Below are 16,367 nucleotides of genomic sequence, written 5' to 3'. Positions count from 1 at the left end.
GGATTTTTAATTACATGAATAGGATTTAGTGGCAAGCATTATACCAAATTGTCATAAAGAGGCACGGCCGCAGATTTAATATAGTCTTCACACTTCTCATCATCAAAAAAAGCTAGAGCCTCGAGAGGACGTAAAACCCCTTGGTTTTCTGTGGGTAGAGCGCGATGTTTCCGAAGATTTATGGTTGGGTCTCTTTTTGTATCTCAAATCACGGAGTTAGAGGCTTAGATCAAATTAGTTGTTTTAATTAACATCGCAGCAAGACCAGACTTCTGATGCATGGTGGAGCACAGTGACAATGACGAAACTTTCTCTTGGTTTGCTGGGCGCTGGCGAAGTCGCTCAACTAATTCACCTGCCCATCCTGCAGCAGATGCAGGATCGCTACCAGATTGCCGCACTCTATGACCCATCCCCGTCTGTGTTGAATGCGGTGGCTGATAAATGGGCTGTGCCGAAACGCTATGACACGGTTGAGACGCTTCTGGCAGACGAGGAAGTTGATGCGGTCATGGTCCTCAGCCCGGACCAGTTTCATGGGGAACACGCGCGTGCAGCGTTACGGGCGGGCAAGCATGTGTTTCTCGAAAAACCGGCTTGTCTGACAGTGGCAGACCTTCAGTCTTTGATTGAGGTGCAGCAGCAAACTGATCGACAAGTGATGATTGGATATATGCGTTGCTATGCGCCTGCTTTCATGCAGGGGCAGAAACTTTTGCAGCAGATGAGTGATATCCGTTACGCTAGAGTTCGGGACCTTATCTGTGAAGGTCCTTGGTTTTTCCGTAAATGGAGTGAAGTTGTCACTCCTGCAGATGATATTTCCGCAGACGTGCTCACGTCTGGTCGGGCAAAGCGTATGGCCGATCTGAAGGCAGTCTGTGGTGAGGATGCGCCGCCTGCGATTCTGAAAAGCTATGAGGTTCTGACCGGGTTGGGCGTTCACTCGCTTTCAGCAGTGCGTATGCTTCTGGGGTCACCGCGTCGTGTGATCTCAGCTCATGTTGGGCAGGATGGTACGCAGATTCATGCGCTTCTAGATTACGGAAACTTCGTGACATCTTATGAATGTCTGATTGACGATGTCGTAAGGTTCGATGCGACAATCGAAGTGCTCTCCAGACGGGAAGAGCTTAGTATTCATTATGACACTCCCTATATCCGCAATCTGCCGGGTCGGACAGTTTTTCAGGCAAGCTCCGAGAGTGAAAATAGTTCTCAGACTTTTGGTCCTTTTTACAAAGACCCCTTTCAGGTCGAACTGGAACATTTTCATGATGTGCTCACTACGGGAGTTCCGGTGCGGACTCATTTGCACGACGCAGTGAGAGACCTAGAACTCTGTCAAGAAATTATAAAAGTTGCGAAGTTAAGTTTTTTAAGAAAATACAATAAATAACATCAAATATATAGTAATGTAGAAAATAAAATCAGTAATATACATCTATTTATTCTCGATAAATTCAATATTTCTTGAGGAAAGACTTTTGTTCAACTGCCTTCCCCATTGTTTATCAACAAACGAGGTTCCTAATGATATCGTTTAAGAAAGCCTTGGCGGGATATCTAATTCCGCTAACAACTGTTGGTGTTATATTGCCGGCAGCAGCTCAGACTGAACAGCATAATGCCAAAGCTCATGGTAACAACCAACGGAAAACAGCAGCAGATCAATCAGCGCCGCAACGAAAATCCGTAGCGGCCAAAGGTTTGCTGGCGTCGCTTGGCTCCAAACAAAACAAGATTATGGCGGCAAAAAGTGAAGGTGTTATTGTTCTAGCAAAACGTGCGGGAAGCACTGGAGCGGCACTTGACGAGCAACGTCGTAGCACGGGTGTAGCAAGTGTAATGTCTCGCGAGCAGATTGAGCAGGCGCCTGAAACAAATCTTTCCGATATTCTTACACGTTTACCGGGGGTTTCGGCGTATAGTGATATGGGGGGCGGGCAGGCGGCTACCGGAGAGTCGCAATATATGACCATTCGTGGACTTGATTCCAGCTATAATGCTTACACTCTTAATGGTGAGCGTATAGCTCCTGCAGATCCTACCACACGTGCCATTTCATTTGATATGCTTGCTCCTTATGGCATCACCTCAATCAAGGTTTCCAAAAGTACGACTGCCGATATGGACGGTGATGCAATTGGCGGTGCTATTGATATACGTACCCCTACGGCGTTTGATTTTTCAGGTCCGTATCAAAAAGTAACCTTGCAAGGGCAGCTCAATGACAAGGCTGCGCAGATTGGCACTCAGGATTTGGGTGGAACGGCTCAAGTCGAGTTCGCTAGGCGTTTCGGGAAAGATAAGAATTTTGGCATTTATGCGACAGGTTATTATTCTTCTAAAGGTGTGTTAGCAGATGCGGTTGCTCCGAATACGAGTTATTCGCCAACTTTGTTGTCACAGGCTGGTGTTGCAAGCTTGAATCAAGCGTCCCAACTCTCAACGCAACAGCTTAAATATGACCTCTTTTCAAGTTCCATTAAGCGATATGGTGGTTCCCTTTCTCTGAATTATAAAGGTGATAAGCAGGAGGTTTATTTTCTAGGAACTTATGGCCAGTATAACGTCACTATGAATGATAATCAGGTATCGTTGCGTGGTGGGGATTCAGGCTATAATGCAAACGGAGTCTACCAGTCAGCAACGGCAACACGGGGGCAGTATTTTGAAACAGATGATTCAGCACAGTTACTGACAACGCAAAAGCTTGGGGGGATTACAAGAACAGGAAAATGGACTATCAATTACGATATTTTTAATAGTTATGGTGTTCAGTCTAGCCCTAATCAGGTTGAGGCTAGTATGTATGGTAATACCACCGTTAATGGCCCTTTTACATTTGATGTGGAAAACACAACATTACCGCGTGTTATGGCATCATCTTCTGCGGTGTCTCAACTTGAAAACCAGAATACAAATCGTTTCTGGAAAACCCAAGGGCGAGATTCCCAGAGCACGTCGGATATGTTCGGTATTCATGCGGATACAGCTTATAAATTTAATTCTGATATTTTAAAATCAATTGTATTTGGTTTTAAAATTAGCGACACTCAGCGTCAGTCTTGGCGTCATCCTTATTTTCATGATGATAATAACTTTGTATATGATGGACCCTTTTTTGGAGGACAAGACTGGGCTTATAATAACGCCGCAGGGCCAGTTATTGGAGATATTCCCGGCAAGCAGGTTAATGCGTTTGGTGGAGCTGCTGGCGATTTTCGTCTACTTGATCGCGATTGGGTGAAAAATACGACAGTTCCTTACAAGTATCAGAATGACCCTAATGGGGCCGGAAATTATACGAAAAATGATTGGAATGCCAACACAAGCCGTGGCTCAGAACGTATTTATGCAGGGTTTGTGGAATTGAATTTGCAGGCCGGCCCTGTCGATATTCATCCCGGTTTTCGCTACGAATATACGGATTTTAGCGGGTCACACTGGAAATCAAATGGTGATGATGCCACCGGTGAGTTTGTTAATGTCAAGCAGTCATATGGTACGCCGCTCCCCTACCTGAACATAAACTGGCGTCCAACAGATCTCAGTGTTCTGCGTTTTTCTGTTCGTCGGTCTTTGACGCGGCCAGCATTCGGTTTGATTAATGGCGCTACATCATTGTCTCTTGATTCAGTAACTAATCGCGTTATTTCGGTTTCCCAGCCTAACCCTAATTTGCGTCCGACAACTGCTACAGTCTTTGATTTTTCAGGAGAGCTGTATAATCGACATGCTGGTGTTGTTTCAGCATCAGTGTATTACAAGCAGCTTCAGAAGTTTATTTTCACGTCCGTTTCAGGAACGTCCAATAGTTCCACCTTGGGCGGGAATGTCCCAACAAATGCGTATACGGATAATGGTACAGAGTATCAGATGCCTATGAACGGGGGAGGGGCGAAACTGGAAGGAATTGAGCTGAACGCCCAACAGACGCTTGATTTCTTGCCCGGCTGGCTGGGTGGTTTTGGGCTAAATGGGAATGTAACACTTCAGCATTCTGTTGCTAAAAGCAATATTGCTGGGCATCCCAATACTGCGCTCCCGCGTGCTCCGGAGATAATGTATAATCTTGGGTTTTTTTATAATAGAGGTCGGTTCCATTTCGATCTGAATTATAATTATATTGGTACGCAGCTTCTTAGCCTTAATTCATCGGTGCCTGATTTCTATCTTCAGCCGACCCAACGGCTGGACCTTAGTCTGAAATATAAGTTTGGTTGGGGGCTGACTGGAACATTGGCAATGCAAAACCTTCTGAATACGCCAGCCTATTGGGAAACAATGGGTAAAGGTAAAGCTTATTTAGCATACGATGGTTCTGCAAATGGTGCTTTTGTTCAAACAGGCCGGATGTATCTGGTCGGCTTGACGGGACAGTTCTGAAGAAGGTTAGCACAATGTGGCTGTATCATATTATTATAGTGCTTGGAGCTGTTTCATGCTTGTTGATGTCCGCTCCTGTTCGAGCAGAAGATACAGCCAGCCAGGAGGTTCTTCGACTTGATCAACTACAGGTTGTCGGCTCGCACAATAGCTACCATGCGGGGCTTGAGCCGGGCATTCGTCGAGAGCTTGAGCATGAGGCGCCACAGCTTGCGCATCTTCTAGATTACGACCATCCCAGCCTTTCGACACAACTCGATGGTGGCGTGCGTCAACTGGAACTCGATATTTATGCGGACAGCCGTGGAGGAAAGTTTGCTTACCCACACAGGCCTGGCCATCCTGACGAAAAATGGCCTCTTCCAGCAACCGAGTTGGCACTTATGCGTCAACCGGGTTTTAAGGTCATGCATATTCCAGACATTGATCAGCATGCGAATTGTCAGCCATTCAAAGCATGTCTCCAACAAATTCAAAGCTGGTCTCATGCACATCCTGATCATGTGCCCATTTTTGTCATTCTTGAGATTGAACAGTCCAATGATATCCCCGGTGGCACATCTGTTGAACGCTTTACGCCGAAAACGTTCGATAAATTAGACGATGCGATACTGTCAGTTTTTAAAAAAAATGAGCTGTTGACGCCAGACGATGTAAGAGGACAGGGAGGAACACTTGCCGAAACAATTAGGCACAAAGGATGGCCTACGGTCGCTCAAACACGCGGCAAAGTTGTTTTTCTTCTTGATCAACGTGACAACAGTGCCTTCTACCTTCAGGGGCATCCTTTCTTACATAATCGTGTCGCCTTTACCAACGCCGCTCCTGATGCTTCTGAAGCGGCGTTTACTGAATTAAATGATGGTCCTGCACAGCAAATTACAGCGCTTGTACGACGTCATTTGATTGTTCGTGCTAGAGCGGACGTCAATACGGTCGAAGCGCGAGATGGTAGTGTCTCGCGTCGTGATGCGATGCTGGCGAGTGGTGCTCAAATTGTCAGTACAGACTATCCCGATGGTGAGCCGGCACGCTGGACCGGTTACAGGGTCGGTTTTACAGGTGGTAGCAGTGTAAGATGTAATCCTGTGACAGCACCACCAGGGTGTATTTCACGTGGGATTGAGATCGGACAATCTAACACGCTGCAACTGCGTAGAGTCATCATGGTGATGCGGCATGGTATCCGCTCTCCCCTCGTCGGGCAGGAGCCCGAAGGCACAACTATTCCGGGAGGATGGCCGCGCTGGGACGTTGCTCCGGGTGACCTGACACCTCATGGTGCTGCCGGCATGCGTGCGATAGGGCATTTCCAACGTCAGTGGTTAGACGAAACCGGAGTGGTTTCTGGAGAGGGGTGCCCCTCCTCAACTATGGTATCAATTTACTCAAATTCCGAACCAAGAACGATTGCCAGTGCGGACGCGTTTCTGAATGGTTTTGCACCGTCGTGCCACATTAAAGTTAACCATCTTTCCGTAGGCACACCTGATCGATTGTTTTCAGCACTTTCTGCTGATCCGGATCGGTTTGATATGAAGGCGATTGTGCCCCAGTTGCCAAGTTTGAGTGAGACATTTGCGCCCACACAGAAGGCATTAGCCATGTTGGCCGAAATCGTTCGCTGTGGACAAGAAGTCTGTGGATTTCTGAATTCCCCAAACACTGTTGTGCCGGACGAGACAAACCACGGCCTAGTCCTTGCTGGGCCGATACAGAAAGGCTCTTCCATTGCCGAAGCTCTTATGCTTGCTTACTTGGACGGTAAGCCGGAGATGCGTCTTAACGGAAAAATAGTGGATGCTGCGCAGCTTGGAACCTTGTCTGCGCTTCATGCAGCCATGTTAAACAGTATTGTAAGGCCGCCAGTTATTGGAGAAAAGCTCTCTTATGATTTACGAAAGCGTCTTGTCCGAGATTTGAGCGAAAGATCTGGTCCCGTATTTCGTCTTTATGTCGGTCATGATGATACTATTGCACCCTTGTTGGGGCTTCTACAAATTCATGTTCAGGCACCCGGATACGCGCGTGACGAAATTCCGGTCGGCTCAGCGCTAGGGTTTGCTGTATACCAAGACGATGTAGGAAACTCGCTTGTCCGGGTATTTTTTCAGTCTCAAACTCCCGAGGCTTTGCGTGGAAAATTGGCGAATAGTGAGCCCTCCTGGAGTTTTCCAGTTGTCGGTGCTTGTCGAGAACTTGGTGGTCTTTGTACCAAGGACGAAATTCTCACTCTTTTGCGCTAGGTGTTAAATGATGAGACATCATTGGCGCAATCAACGATTTCGTCCTGTGTCATGATGTTACGTTTGGGGGGAGCTTGGTTCGTCACGATTACGGGACGCAGGATACTTTTCAAGCTACGACGTGATGCGCTTGGCGGGGGATATGCCGCCCAAAACACGTTGTGGGCGATGATTGTAAGCGAAGCGGGAGCCTTTGGGCGGGATTTCCCGATCCTCATGATTTGAGATGTAGACCTGTAGTGCCTCTGTCACGACACGGCCATTGATGCGCTCGACCATTCCATTGGTGTACGTTGAGTTGGCCTTCGTCCGGCGTCGGTTGAGCATCATGTCATGGCATGCTTTTTCAAAAGCTTCCGCTGTAAAGCGGGAACCACGATCGGTCAGGATGTGTGTGATCTTTAAAGGAAAGGCCGCCTTGACGGTTCTGAAGACATTGACAGCGTTGTCTGCATTTTTCCCTCATACATCGCCAGATGTACCAAACGGGAAGAGCGGTCGATGGAGATATGCAGGTAGCGTTTGCGTCGTTCTCCATCTGCTATCTGTAACTTTGGAAGATGCTTCACAGAGATAGACAGGTTGATACGGCAGGGAAAGATGAAGAAAAAGGAGAAAGAAAAAGAACGGGAATGGCTCAACTGGTCAGTGAGGTCTTCCAATGATGGTTTCGAAAGATAGACCAACGGTTGTGGCGTTTTAACTTGTACGGTGATCTGCAGACTTCTTTCCTGAATGTCACGGAAGGTTGCGGAGGCCGAACGGCCCTTCAGCGCACGCGAATGTCTATGGCTGCATGTGCGTTTTCGGCATCTGCCAAGGTGATATGAGCGAAGCCAGGCCCGTCAGGCGTCCACGCGGGTTGTGCGCCCGGTGATACATTCAGCGGGATGCCGTTTACATACCAGCGATAGGGCGGATGACCGCCTGAGCCTTCCAGTCCGACAGGCAGCATGCTGCCGTTCGCAGAGCGGCTTTCAATCTCGGAACGATTGCGTGGAAAAATGATCTGTGGTGCCTGTCTATGAGGCAAGGCGCGGAGTGCGGGGGATAAGGTGGCAAGCGCACGGTGAGGCTCGACCTGAGCCGGTTCTTCATGCTTTTGTGCTGGTGTAAGCAGCGACAAGACTTCCGCGAGCACTGGTCCCGCTGTGTCGCGTCCTGTCAGGCCAGGAGAGGCCGTGCCGTCCGGTCGTCCGGCCCAGACGCCGATCGTTGCCTGAGGTGAGGAAGCCATCGCCCAGCCGTCCCGATAGCCATATGACGTGCCCGTCTTGAATGCGACGTTGCCCCAGTTGGTAACGCCTTCCGGTGGTGCCGTGCCACGCAGGATAGCCCGGATATCGGCGGCGGCACGGGGAGACAGCAATGCCTTTTCGGGCGTTATCCGATCCGCCTCGACGCGGAGCGGTGCAATACGGCCGCCATGGTCAAGCGCGGCGTAGAGCATGGTCAGATCACGGAGCGAAATACCGACGCCGCCGAGGACGATCGCCAGACTGGGCGTTGTTTGCGCTCCCTCCCGGTTTTTGGGCAGGTGCAAATGCACGCCATTGGCGGAGAGACGTTCCATGAACTGGGTTGGTCCGACTTTTTCCAGTGCCTGAATGGCAGGGACGTTGAGTGATAGCTGGAGCGCCTCGCTCACAGTCGTCTCGCCGCGAAACGCACGGTCGAAGTCGAGCGGAGCATAGCCGCCAATGGAGAGGTGGCTGTCGCGTACGCGTGTACGTGGCGTCATCCATCCCTTTTCGAATGCCATGCCATAGACGAAAGGCTTGAGAGTGGAACCCGGTGAGCGTGGCGTGAGCACGGCGTCAATCGCATCGCCCGGTGCTGGGTGCTCCGCCCCGCCCACCCATGCCAGGATGCGCCGCTCGTGATCGGCGACGAGCGCGGCGAAGGTTCCGCGTAGCGGGGCGGGGCGGTTTGCAAGAACCTGCCGAACATTGCGTTGCAGGCGGGCATCAAGTGTCGTGATTACGACGCCACCTCGACCTGCGCCAAGAAAATGGCCGATCAGTTCAGGTGCGTCGTGAGGTGCGCCGTGTGTGTCTGGCGTTGGCCACGCCATAGGAAGAGGTGTGACAGAGGCGCGTTGGAGTGTGCGTCGGGCGGCGGCCATTAGGGCTTCGGGGTGGCGGTTGGGCCAGAAAGCGACAGGCCGTCGGGGTAATGTCACGAGGATGGCGGCCTCGGTGGGAGAGAGTTGCTTCGGCTCATGGCCGAAATAGAGAAGCGATGCCGCACGTATGCCTTCGATATGACCGCCTTCAGGGGCCAGCATGAGGTAGAGGTCTAGCACGCCGCCCCGTCCGAAGCGCCATTCGAGCTGAAGCGCGCGGAACATGTCGCGGAGCTTGCCTGTCCACGTATGACGATGCGGCGTGAGCAGCCGTGCCGTTTGCATGGCCAGTGTCGAACCGCCTGAGACGATATGTCTCCGTCGGGCTAATTGCCAGACGGCGCGGAGGAGTGCCTGTGGATCGACGCCCGGATGGTCGTCAAAGCGGCGGTCTTCTGTCGCCATGAGAAGCGCGAGGTAGGTGGGATCAACGTCCGATGACGTGATGGGCAGACGCCACATGCCATCACTGCTCGTATGGGCGTCAAGCAACGTATGGTCGCTTGCCTCCAAGAAGAGGCTCATCTGCTGGGCACGATGCAGGTCCGGCGGATTGAAGCGGTCGAGAACGAATAGCCCCGCAGCCGTGACGCCGAGAAGCCCGAGGCAGATCGCGCCTCCTCTAACGAGAGGGTGAAGCAGCCTCAATGCGGAGCGATCTCGACTGATCCTGATGCCGTGCGTGCCATAAGGCTTGGCTGGTAACGTGTGCTAACGACGGCCTCAGGCTGGGCAAAATGGCCCGGCGTGGTGGCACGGACGACATAGGCGACGTGGAAACCGCGTGCCGCTAGTTCGGGACTGCGCGTGTTGAAGCGTAGCACGGCACTGAAGCGATCGTCTAACGAGGCTTCATGGTCCGTTTGGCTCAATACACCAAGAAAGGCATAGGGTGGCTTCGTCCTGTCGTCCTCGGCATTACGTCCGTATCGCTCCTCGGTTGCGGCGTCTTCGGGAGACACAATGCTTTCGATCTCCCATCCGGCAGGAAGCAGGCTGGTGACGGCGATTTGATAATTTCCGGGATTGAGCGCTGTACCTTTGAGGCTGACGATGAACCGGTCGTTCTGCTTGATGTGCGTCAGATCAAACGGCGCGCCGCTCAGAGTGAATCCTTTCATATCCAGTGTCAGCCCGTTGGCAAGAGGTTTGACATCTCCGGCTGGTTCGCCGCGTATGGTCAGAGTGCTGAATAACGTCTTTCGACCGGTGTTCTCAACCGGAACGCCTTTTTCAAGAGCTGAAGGCTTGAAAGAATAGATCAGGGGTAGGTGTAATGGGGTAGCGTTAGGTCGTCCCTGCACACGGACGCTACCGCCTTCCGTATCAGCGTTCATGGCGCTCGCGGCTTCAAGTAGTGCCGTTTTTGTGACGTTCATCAAAGCATCGGTTGCCAACGTGAGTTGCCCGAACCGATCGACGAGCAGGCGGGTCCGCCGGTCGTCATGAGCTTCCGCCGTGAGGGCCGCAAGGCCCGCCAGATCACGCACATAGGTCCAGTATTTATAATCCCAAATATCTGGCTTGCCGGTGCGTGGAGGACCTAGCGCGGCGATGGCGGCGTCAAACAATGCGGCAGGAGATGTGGGGCTGTCATCATCTGGTGCATCATCAAGTGCTAGTGCCACGGCAAGATGGCCTAGAGCCAACGGGTGAGCCTGCGCGTTGGACCCTGCTGTGCCAGCCCAGACGTAACTGACATGTCCGGCATCCTGTCGCGCGATTAGAGAAGAAGCGAGATCACGAATGCCTTCCGGCTGGAGACGACCCGCCCGGGCGAGCACATAGGTGGCATAAGCGCGCGTGTTCAGCGCTGCGGCCTGTCTGTCACTGTCGGGGGGTTCGCCATAGGAGGGGCGGGACTGCAACTGTTCGCTCTCGATATGGTCGAGCAGTAGACCAAGGCGGTCGTCTGGTATGTCATATCCAGCGGCTTTCGCACGGATCAGGAAATCGGCGAGGTAGTCCAGATCGTCGGGCAGGCTGCGGCCGTCTGAACGTTCCCATTGTCCGATTTCGCCGGAGGGGTTCTGCCGATCAAAAAGCGTGTCAATCACCGATCTGATGTTTTTGTGCAGATCGTCTTTGGTTGCGTGCGGGCCGAGCCATTCCGGAGTGTTGACCTGCAGCAGCGCTCGGGCCTGCGCGGCCAGAGTGTCAGAATCCCCCCAGAGGCTGGATTGCAGGGATTGAATCAGGCCGATCGTATCAATCCCACCGGATGCGGAGATACCGAGCGTGACCTGCGCATCTGCGGGGTCAAAACCCGCGAGGGTTGTGGCGTCCCATGTCTGGTGACCGCCGGGTTGAAGTAGGACGGTCTGCGTGACTGTTATGGGAACATGGGCCAGCCGGATGCCGATAGGCCAGATTCGCGTCAGAAGTGGAGCGGACGACCCGGCGCGACGTAATGTGAGGTGAACATGGGCAATGGATGAGCGCCCCGGCAAGTTTGGCATGGTGGCCAGAGGAACACGTAGATCGGCTCGGTCGCCGGATTTGACGGTGGCGTTTAGTGTGGCCGGTCCGGCAACCCGGAGAGGTCCGTCCGTTGTGACCTGTACGTCATAGTGTGCTGCCGGGCCGTCGATATTGACGATTGAAACGAGTGCCTGTGCCGTGTCACCGGGGGCGAGGAAGCGTGGCAGTCCAAGATCGGGGAAGACAGCATCGCGCGTTATAATATCGCCTTGTGCGTTGCCGACGGCGTTCTTGCTCCATGCCGAGGCCATGAGATGAAGCTGACCGTCGAAGTCCGGCACCTCAAACGAGACGCTGCCATGACCGGTAGCATCAAGCGCGACGGGACCATCGAACAGCGCGACGCTTTTTGTCGTACGCACTGGTGGTCCGTCCGCACTGCTGTCCTCGGAACCACCATCACCGCCCGAACGGATGAGGCCCGCTTTTGCATCGCTGAGAAGGAGCGCTCCGTAATTATCCAGCATGTCGAGCCCCAGACGTGGGCGGCCATAAAGGGTATCGAACAGGTTCAACGGTTTGAAATGCGTGAGGTTGAGGATGCCCTGATCCACCGCGGCCACCGCGACCCTTACATGATCGACCGATGCACCTTGCGTGGCACGGACTGTGACGGGGAGGGTGATCCGGTGGCGTGGCAGGGCCGTTTTCGGTGCGTCGAGCGCCACGTCCAGATGGTGCGTCTTCTGATCGACGCCGATCCACGCAACGCCGACCGCGCGAACGGGATCATGCGGGCGCAGACCGGAGGGACCATTTAGGGGGCGATAAAGGGTTACCAGTGCATAGGCACCGGTATTCCAGTCAGGCGTGGCGGTAACCGGGATATCCAGCCCTTCTTTTGGCACATCCACAACGCGAGTATTCAGCACACGATCGGTCGCGAGCGTCACTTGCGCCTGACCAGCGAAACCACCGCTGATGTGAAGGATCGTCTGACCGCCTGGTGCGATATGCGGATCGCGTATGCTGAGCGGCAGACGGTCGGGCGTACTGGCGTCTCCGCTGCTGCCCCATCCGACCTGAAAGCGCAGTGAGGTACCGGTTGCACCGCCGTTTTCGGAAGGCATGGCGCTGAGGCGATATTCACCCCAGTCAAGCATTGGGGTGATGCGGGCCATGCCGCGCGAGTCAGTCGTGAGATCGCCCGAGCGCATGGGCACGTCAACGGTATGGCTACTGAAGGTCCAGCCATTATCAGGAGTATGCGACCAGTTATAGATCTGGTTGACACGTGCAAGAGACCAGTGAATTTTCCCAATGGCGATTGGACTATTGTCCGGTGCGAAGCTTGCCAGATCCACTGGAATGGCCGCGCTACCCGTGTTGGCGGAAGCATCTGTTGCGACATGCAGACCAATCAGGGGTGTCGTGCGGCGGACAGGGATCGTCAGGTGTTCGCCCACGCGTCGTCCCATGGGGTCCAGAAAGCCAGCGCGAACGTCGATATCGAGAGGGCGGGTTAGGCCTTGGGGAATATCGGGCGTGAAGGTGAGCAGGGCATGACCGTCGTGGTCGGTCGGAGCTGTGCTGATGTCGCCGCTGCTTGACGGGATGTCCTCGTTTTCGAAGCCGAAAGCCCAGTCTTTGTGGCTGGGAACTGGATCTGTGGCGGGTACGATCCGATATGAACTGTCACTTTTGAGTCCAGCGCCGGGTGCTCCATAAAGGAAGCGTACCGAAGCATCGACCGTGACCTCTTGACCAACCGTGGCAAAGGCGGGCTGCTTGAAGCTTGCTTCAATTACGGGCGGTACGAAATCCTGTATCTCGAAACGGGCGGAGCCGATTGGGGGTAGGGAGGGATCAAGCAAGATTTCCGCTCGCCAGAGCCCCATGGGTGCGTTGGTGCTCAGAGGCAGGGTGACGGCATAGCCGCCTTCGGCCTCGCCGGTGAGCGGAATACGCCGTTCTTCCATCATATCCGGTCGGCGCAGGACAAGAGTGGGGTGGGCGTTGCCAATGGCGTTGCCGCCCCTGTCGCGCAGTAGGGCAAGCAGATGCACGGTCTCGCCGGGGCGGTAGATGCCGCGATCCGGCTGCAGGAGGGCACGATTGCCGCCTGCTGGCGCACCGTCTGTGCCTTCAACGTGATGCTCGGAAAAATCAAACCACTGGCGATCAAGGTGCAGGAAACCGAAATCATCTCCTTGGTTTGCGAGCAGGATTGAGGGGCGGTCGGCCATCGTGCCGCGCAGCAGCGGAGCGTCGAAGCGGCCGAGACCACTGGCGTCGGTCGTGACGTTGCCCAGAATGCTGCCGTCACGGGCTCGGAGCGTGAGGTTTACGCCTGCAGCAGGCTGGCCGCTCATCAGGGAACGCGTGCTGACAGTCAGGCCATCCTCGCCGCGAAGCATGGTCAGGCCGAGATTGCTGAGATTAACCCAATGCCCGGAGATTGTCTGGCTTTGTGACCCATAGAGGCTGTTGTCCCGTGCCTTGAGCGCGGTTTCTACGGGACTTTTTTCATGTGTGATCGCGGCGTCTTCGACGGTTACGAGGTAAAGTCCGGGCTGCCCCGCGCCGATGGTGTCCGCGAGAGGAAAGGCCGTCGTGGTCGAGTGGTCCGCGGTGCCGTCTATGGTCATGGTACCGTGCCAGACTTCGCGCAGGCTTGTGTCCAGCAGGTGCCGGAACGTCCAGGGCTGGAAGCTGGTTTGGCTGAGGTTCAAATCGCCGCTGTCGATACCGGTGAGCCCGGGAAATTGCTGATGAGCGGTTAGGCGAAAGACATGCATGCGGACTGTTGCCACATTGACAGTCTCGACGGCCAGACCGGTTGTATGTCCGGGCGCACGACCGGGCAAGATGAAGCCGTCACCGGTGAGGGCGACGCTTGAATCACGTCGCCCAAATCGGGCGGTCAGAACGATAGGCGCGGCGAGATGGCGACCATCGGCAGAGGTAAAAGCGGGATCGACGGTCACGCGATAGGCTTGTGCGAAGGCAAGATTGCCGAGACAGAACGCGTTGGCCTCAATACGAGGCGTGAAGGAGGTTTCTGGGGAGAGGTGGACTAAATGCGCAAGTGTCGACGTGTCCCGGGCATTCAGGCTCTGATCGAAATGCAGGCAGATTTCGGAGTGTTCACCGGTTGCATCGAGCGATGTCCGCTGGAAGGCGAGAGGCGGTAAGGACGTGGGGGCTGCACGGCTGCTGGAGGAAGGAACGAGGACCGAGACGACGGCAACACTCAGAGATGAGAACAAAAGGTGGCGTGAAGACGACATATCGGGCCCTGAGTGAATTTTTGCCGAAGTGTAGCATCCGTGATGTTCGGGCGGCATCAAAAAATCAATGTCTGCATCAGGCTATCAGCACACGTTCCGTTTATTTCAAGACCTAGCGTACAGCTTCAGTTCTTGGAGGTGGTGCTTATGACGCCAACAGGTTCAGCGATGTTTTGGAGGATATCAGCCAAGCACGTGAGGCGCTTCCCCGTGGCTCTTGTAGACCAAAAAGCGATTGTCTAGTCGGGGGATCAGTCATCAACAGGTCTTTATCAGAAATAAAACAGGTTTCCTGATAGCCTGTCTTTTTGATGAGTGTAACTGGGGCAGGTTCAGACATGATCATGAGCACCATCAGGGAATTTCCGGAATTGTTGCCCGGCTTTCAGTGGCATGACATTGAAGTGAAAGGGGTGCGGATACGCACAGCCACTGGGGGAAACGGACCACCACTGCTTCTGCTGCATGGTCATCCGCAAATGCACCTGACATGGCACAAGATTGCTCCAATATTGGCAGAACGTTTTACCGTCGTAGCTACTGACCTGCGGGGGTATGGCGATAGCGCCAAGCCTCAGGGCGGCCCAAATCACGTCAATTATTCCAAACGCGCTATGGCTGCTGATCAGATTGGCGTCATGAAAGAACTCGGATTTGAACGGTTCAGTGTTGTCGGGCATGATCGGGGCGGACGGGTGGCGCATCGCATGGCGCTGGACGCACCACAGGCAGTGGAAAAGCTGGTGCTTATCGATATCGCGCCAACGGCAACAATGTATGCCCGGACCAACATGGAGTTTGCCCGACGCTATTTCTGGTGGTTCTTTCTGATCCAGCCGTATCCACTGCCGGAAAGGCTGATTGATGGGGATCCGACTTTCTTTTTGGAAAGTCATATTGCAGGGCAGATCAAGATACCGGGATCGGTCGATCCTCGCGTCATGGCCGAATACCGTCGCTGCTACGCCAATCCGGCAATGCGTCATGCAGCTTGCGAAGACTATCGGGCTGCAGCAGGCATAGACCTTGTACATGATGAGGCTGATGCGGACAGACGGATCGAAGTTCCGTTACTGGCGTTATGGGGAGCACGCGGCACAGTGGGAACCCTTTATGACGTTGTGGAGACGTGGCGGGAAAAAGCCACGGATGTAAAGGGGCGTGCGATTGATTGCGGGCATAGTCCGCAGGAAGAAATGCCGGACGAATTGCTACGCAGTCTTGAAGAATTTCTTTGAGCCTCCCGAAGCCAGCTAAGGTTCTGCTTGCAGGAAGCATAGATCGATCAAGGGTATGTCTTGGGTCTTTTTCTTTTCGGACTTGCAGGCTCTGTTAGCCGTTTTCTTCCCTGTCAGTTAGGGGGCGTCAGTTAACGCGGTAGACAGCCCCAGACCCGGAAAGTGTATGCAGGACAGAGGATTAGTGTTCAGATATGATGGCCGTTCATCGGACAGGCTATTCAAGGTCTGGATCACCAGAATTTTGACCATCAGCGCCGACTTAAACGGGAGACAAGCGCCTTTGCTCCGCGGAAGAGGGCAGGCTCTTGTCCAGATCAGGCGGGAACACCTCGAAATCTACAACTCGGGAGAACGCTCCGATCTGATCATCAAGTCCGGTCAGGGGAGCAAGACGTTCATCAACAGCAAAGAAGCCTAATAGCTTCATTCCATTCCTATCAGGTAGAGCATGAGAAATGGAATCACACAGAACCTGTCTAACCAAGGAGCTTTTCGCATCCGCCAATTACGGGGTGATTATGGCTATACACAGGATTTAGTCTTGGGACGTTATGTACGGGATGCTCATATTACACGTCTTTACGAAGAAACTGCTGAAATCCAATGCGCCGTTATTGGGCGTTTGACGGCTGCTACGTATTTATAATTCAGA

General features: G+C 53.6%; 7 protein-coding genes and 2 pseudogenes. 5 read left to right on the top strand and 4 right to left on the bottom strand.

All coding sequences use genetic code 11. The features are described 5' to 3' along the window. Positions 1-298 precede the first annotated feature (298 nt). The 3 genes from AD948_RS07005 (at position 299) to AD948_RS17650 (ending at position 6,638) form a co-directional block, all read left to right on the top strand. Positions 299-1,399 (top strand): Gfo/Idh/MocA family oxidoreductase, encoded by a 1,101-nt coding sequence (locus AD948_RS07005; protein WP_061471279.1) that lies wholly within the window; start codon positions 299-301, stop codon positions 1,397-1,399. A 134-nt stretch (positions 1,400-1,533) separates the two neighbouring features. Further along, entirely contained in the window at positions 1,534-4,392 is a 2,859-nt protein-coding gene (locus tag AD948_RS07000) for a TonB-dependent receptor (protein WP_061471278.1), read from the top strand. A gap of 65 nt (positions 4,393-4,457) precedes the next feature. After that, positions 4,458-6,638, top strand: a complete 2,181-nt coding sequence (locus AD948_RS17650) for a Ca2+-dependent phosphoinositide-specific phospholipase C (RefSeq protein WP_248845952.1) — start codon at positions 4,458-4,460, stop codon at positions 6,636-6,638. Here the strand turns inward: AD948_RS17650 and AD948_RS19025 are convergent. The 3 genes and pseudogenes from AD948_RS19025 to AD948_RS06980 form a co-directional block, all read right to left on the bottom strand. Then, positions 6,635-7,213, bottom strand: a pseudogene (locus AD948_RS19025) (IS481 family transposase); the annotation flags it as partial. The gene AD948_RS17650 and the pseudogene AD948_RS19025 sit on opposite strands and share 4 nt — an antisense overlap. A 194-nt stretch (positions 7,214-7,407) precedes the next feature. Then, positions 7,408-9,411 carry a penicillin-binding protein 1C gene (gene pbpC, locus AD948_RS06985; protein WP_156478975.1) on the bottom strand — a complete coding sequence of 668 codons (2,004 nt, stop codon included), beginning with the start codon at positions 9,409-9,411 and terminating at the stop codon, positions 7,408-7,410. Further along, positions 9,408-14,474, bottom strand: coding sequence for an alpha-2-macroglobulin family protein (locus AD948_RS06980; RefSeq protein ID WP_061471275.1), 5,067 nt, complete (start codon positions 14,472-14,474; stop codon positions 9,408-9,410). Before AD948_RS06980 ends, pbpC begins: the two co-directional genes overlap by 4 nt. Positions 14,475-14,818: 344 nt before the next feature. Between AD948_RS06980 and AD948_RS06975 the strand changes: the two genes are divergently transcribed. Beyond that, positions 14,819-15,712 carry an alpha/beta fold hydrolase gene (locus tag AD948_RS06975; RefSeq protein WP_061471295.1) on the top strand — a complete coding sequence of 298 codons (894 nt, stop codon included), beginning with the start codon at positions 14,819-14,821 and terminating at the stop codon, positions 15,710-15,712. Between the two features lie 123 nt (positions 15,713-15,835). Here the strand turns inward: AD948_RS06975 and AD948_RS18655 are convergent. Beyond that, positions 15,836-16,142, bottom strand: a pseudogene (locus tag AD948_RS18655) (IS5/IS1182 family transposase); the annotation flags it as partial. Between the two features lie 21 nt (positions 16,143-16,163). On the opposite strand from AD948_RS18655, the gene AD948_RS18965 reads away from it, so the two are divergent. Next, complete coding sequence (locus AD948_RS18965; protein ID WP_082782347.1) at positions 16,164-16,361, top strand: acyl-CoA dehydrogenase family protein; 198 nt, start codon at positions 16,164-16,166, stop codon at positions 16,359-16,361. Positions 16,362-16,367 lie beyond the last annotated feature (6 nt).

The sequence above is a fragment of the Acetobacter senegalensis genome, from assembly GCF_001580995.1.
In the GTDB taxonomy this organism is placed as follows: Bacteria; Pseudomonadota; Alphaproteobacteria; order Acetobacterales; family Acetobacteraceae; genus Acetobacter; species Acetobacter senegalensis.
Note: the sequence above shows the minus strand (reverse complement) of the source record. Positions and strands in the feature narration are given on the sequence as shown.

Coding starts and splice junctions, on each gene's coding strand:
- AD948_RS07005 (WP_061471279.1), top strand. CDS start 299: ATGACGAAACTTTCTCTTGGTTTGCTGGGCGCTGGCGAAGTCGCTCAA.
- AD948_RS07000 (WP_061471278.1), top strand. CDS start 1,534: ATGATATCGTTTAAGAAAGCCTTGGCGGGATATCTAATTCCGCTAACA.
- AD948_RS17650 (WP_248845952.1), top strand. CDS start 4,458: ATGTCCGCTCCTGTTCGAGCAGAAGATACAGCCAGCCAGGAGGTTCTT.
- AD948_RS06980 (WP_061471275.1), bottom strand. CDS start 14,474: ATGTCGTCTTCACGCCACCTTTTGTTCTCATCTCTGAGTGTTGCCGTC.
- AD948_RS06975 (WP_061471295.1), top strand. CDS start 14,819: ATGAGCACCATCAGGGAATTTCCGGAATTGTTGCCCGGCTTTCAGTGG.
- AD948_RS18965 (WP_082782347.1), top strand. CDS start 16,164: ATGAGAAATGGAATCACACAGAACCTGTCTAACCAAGGAGCTTTTCGC.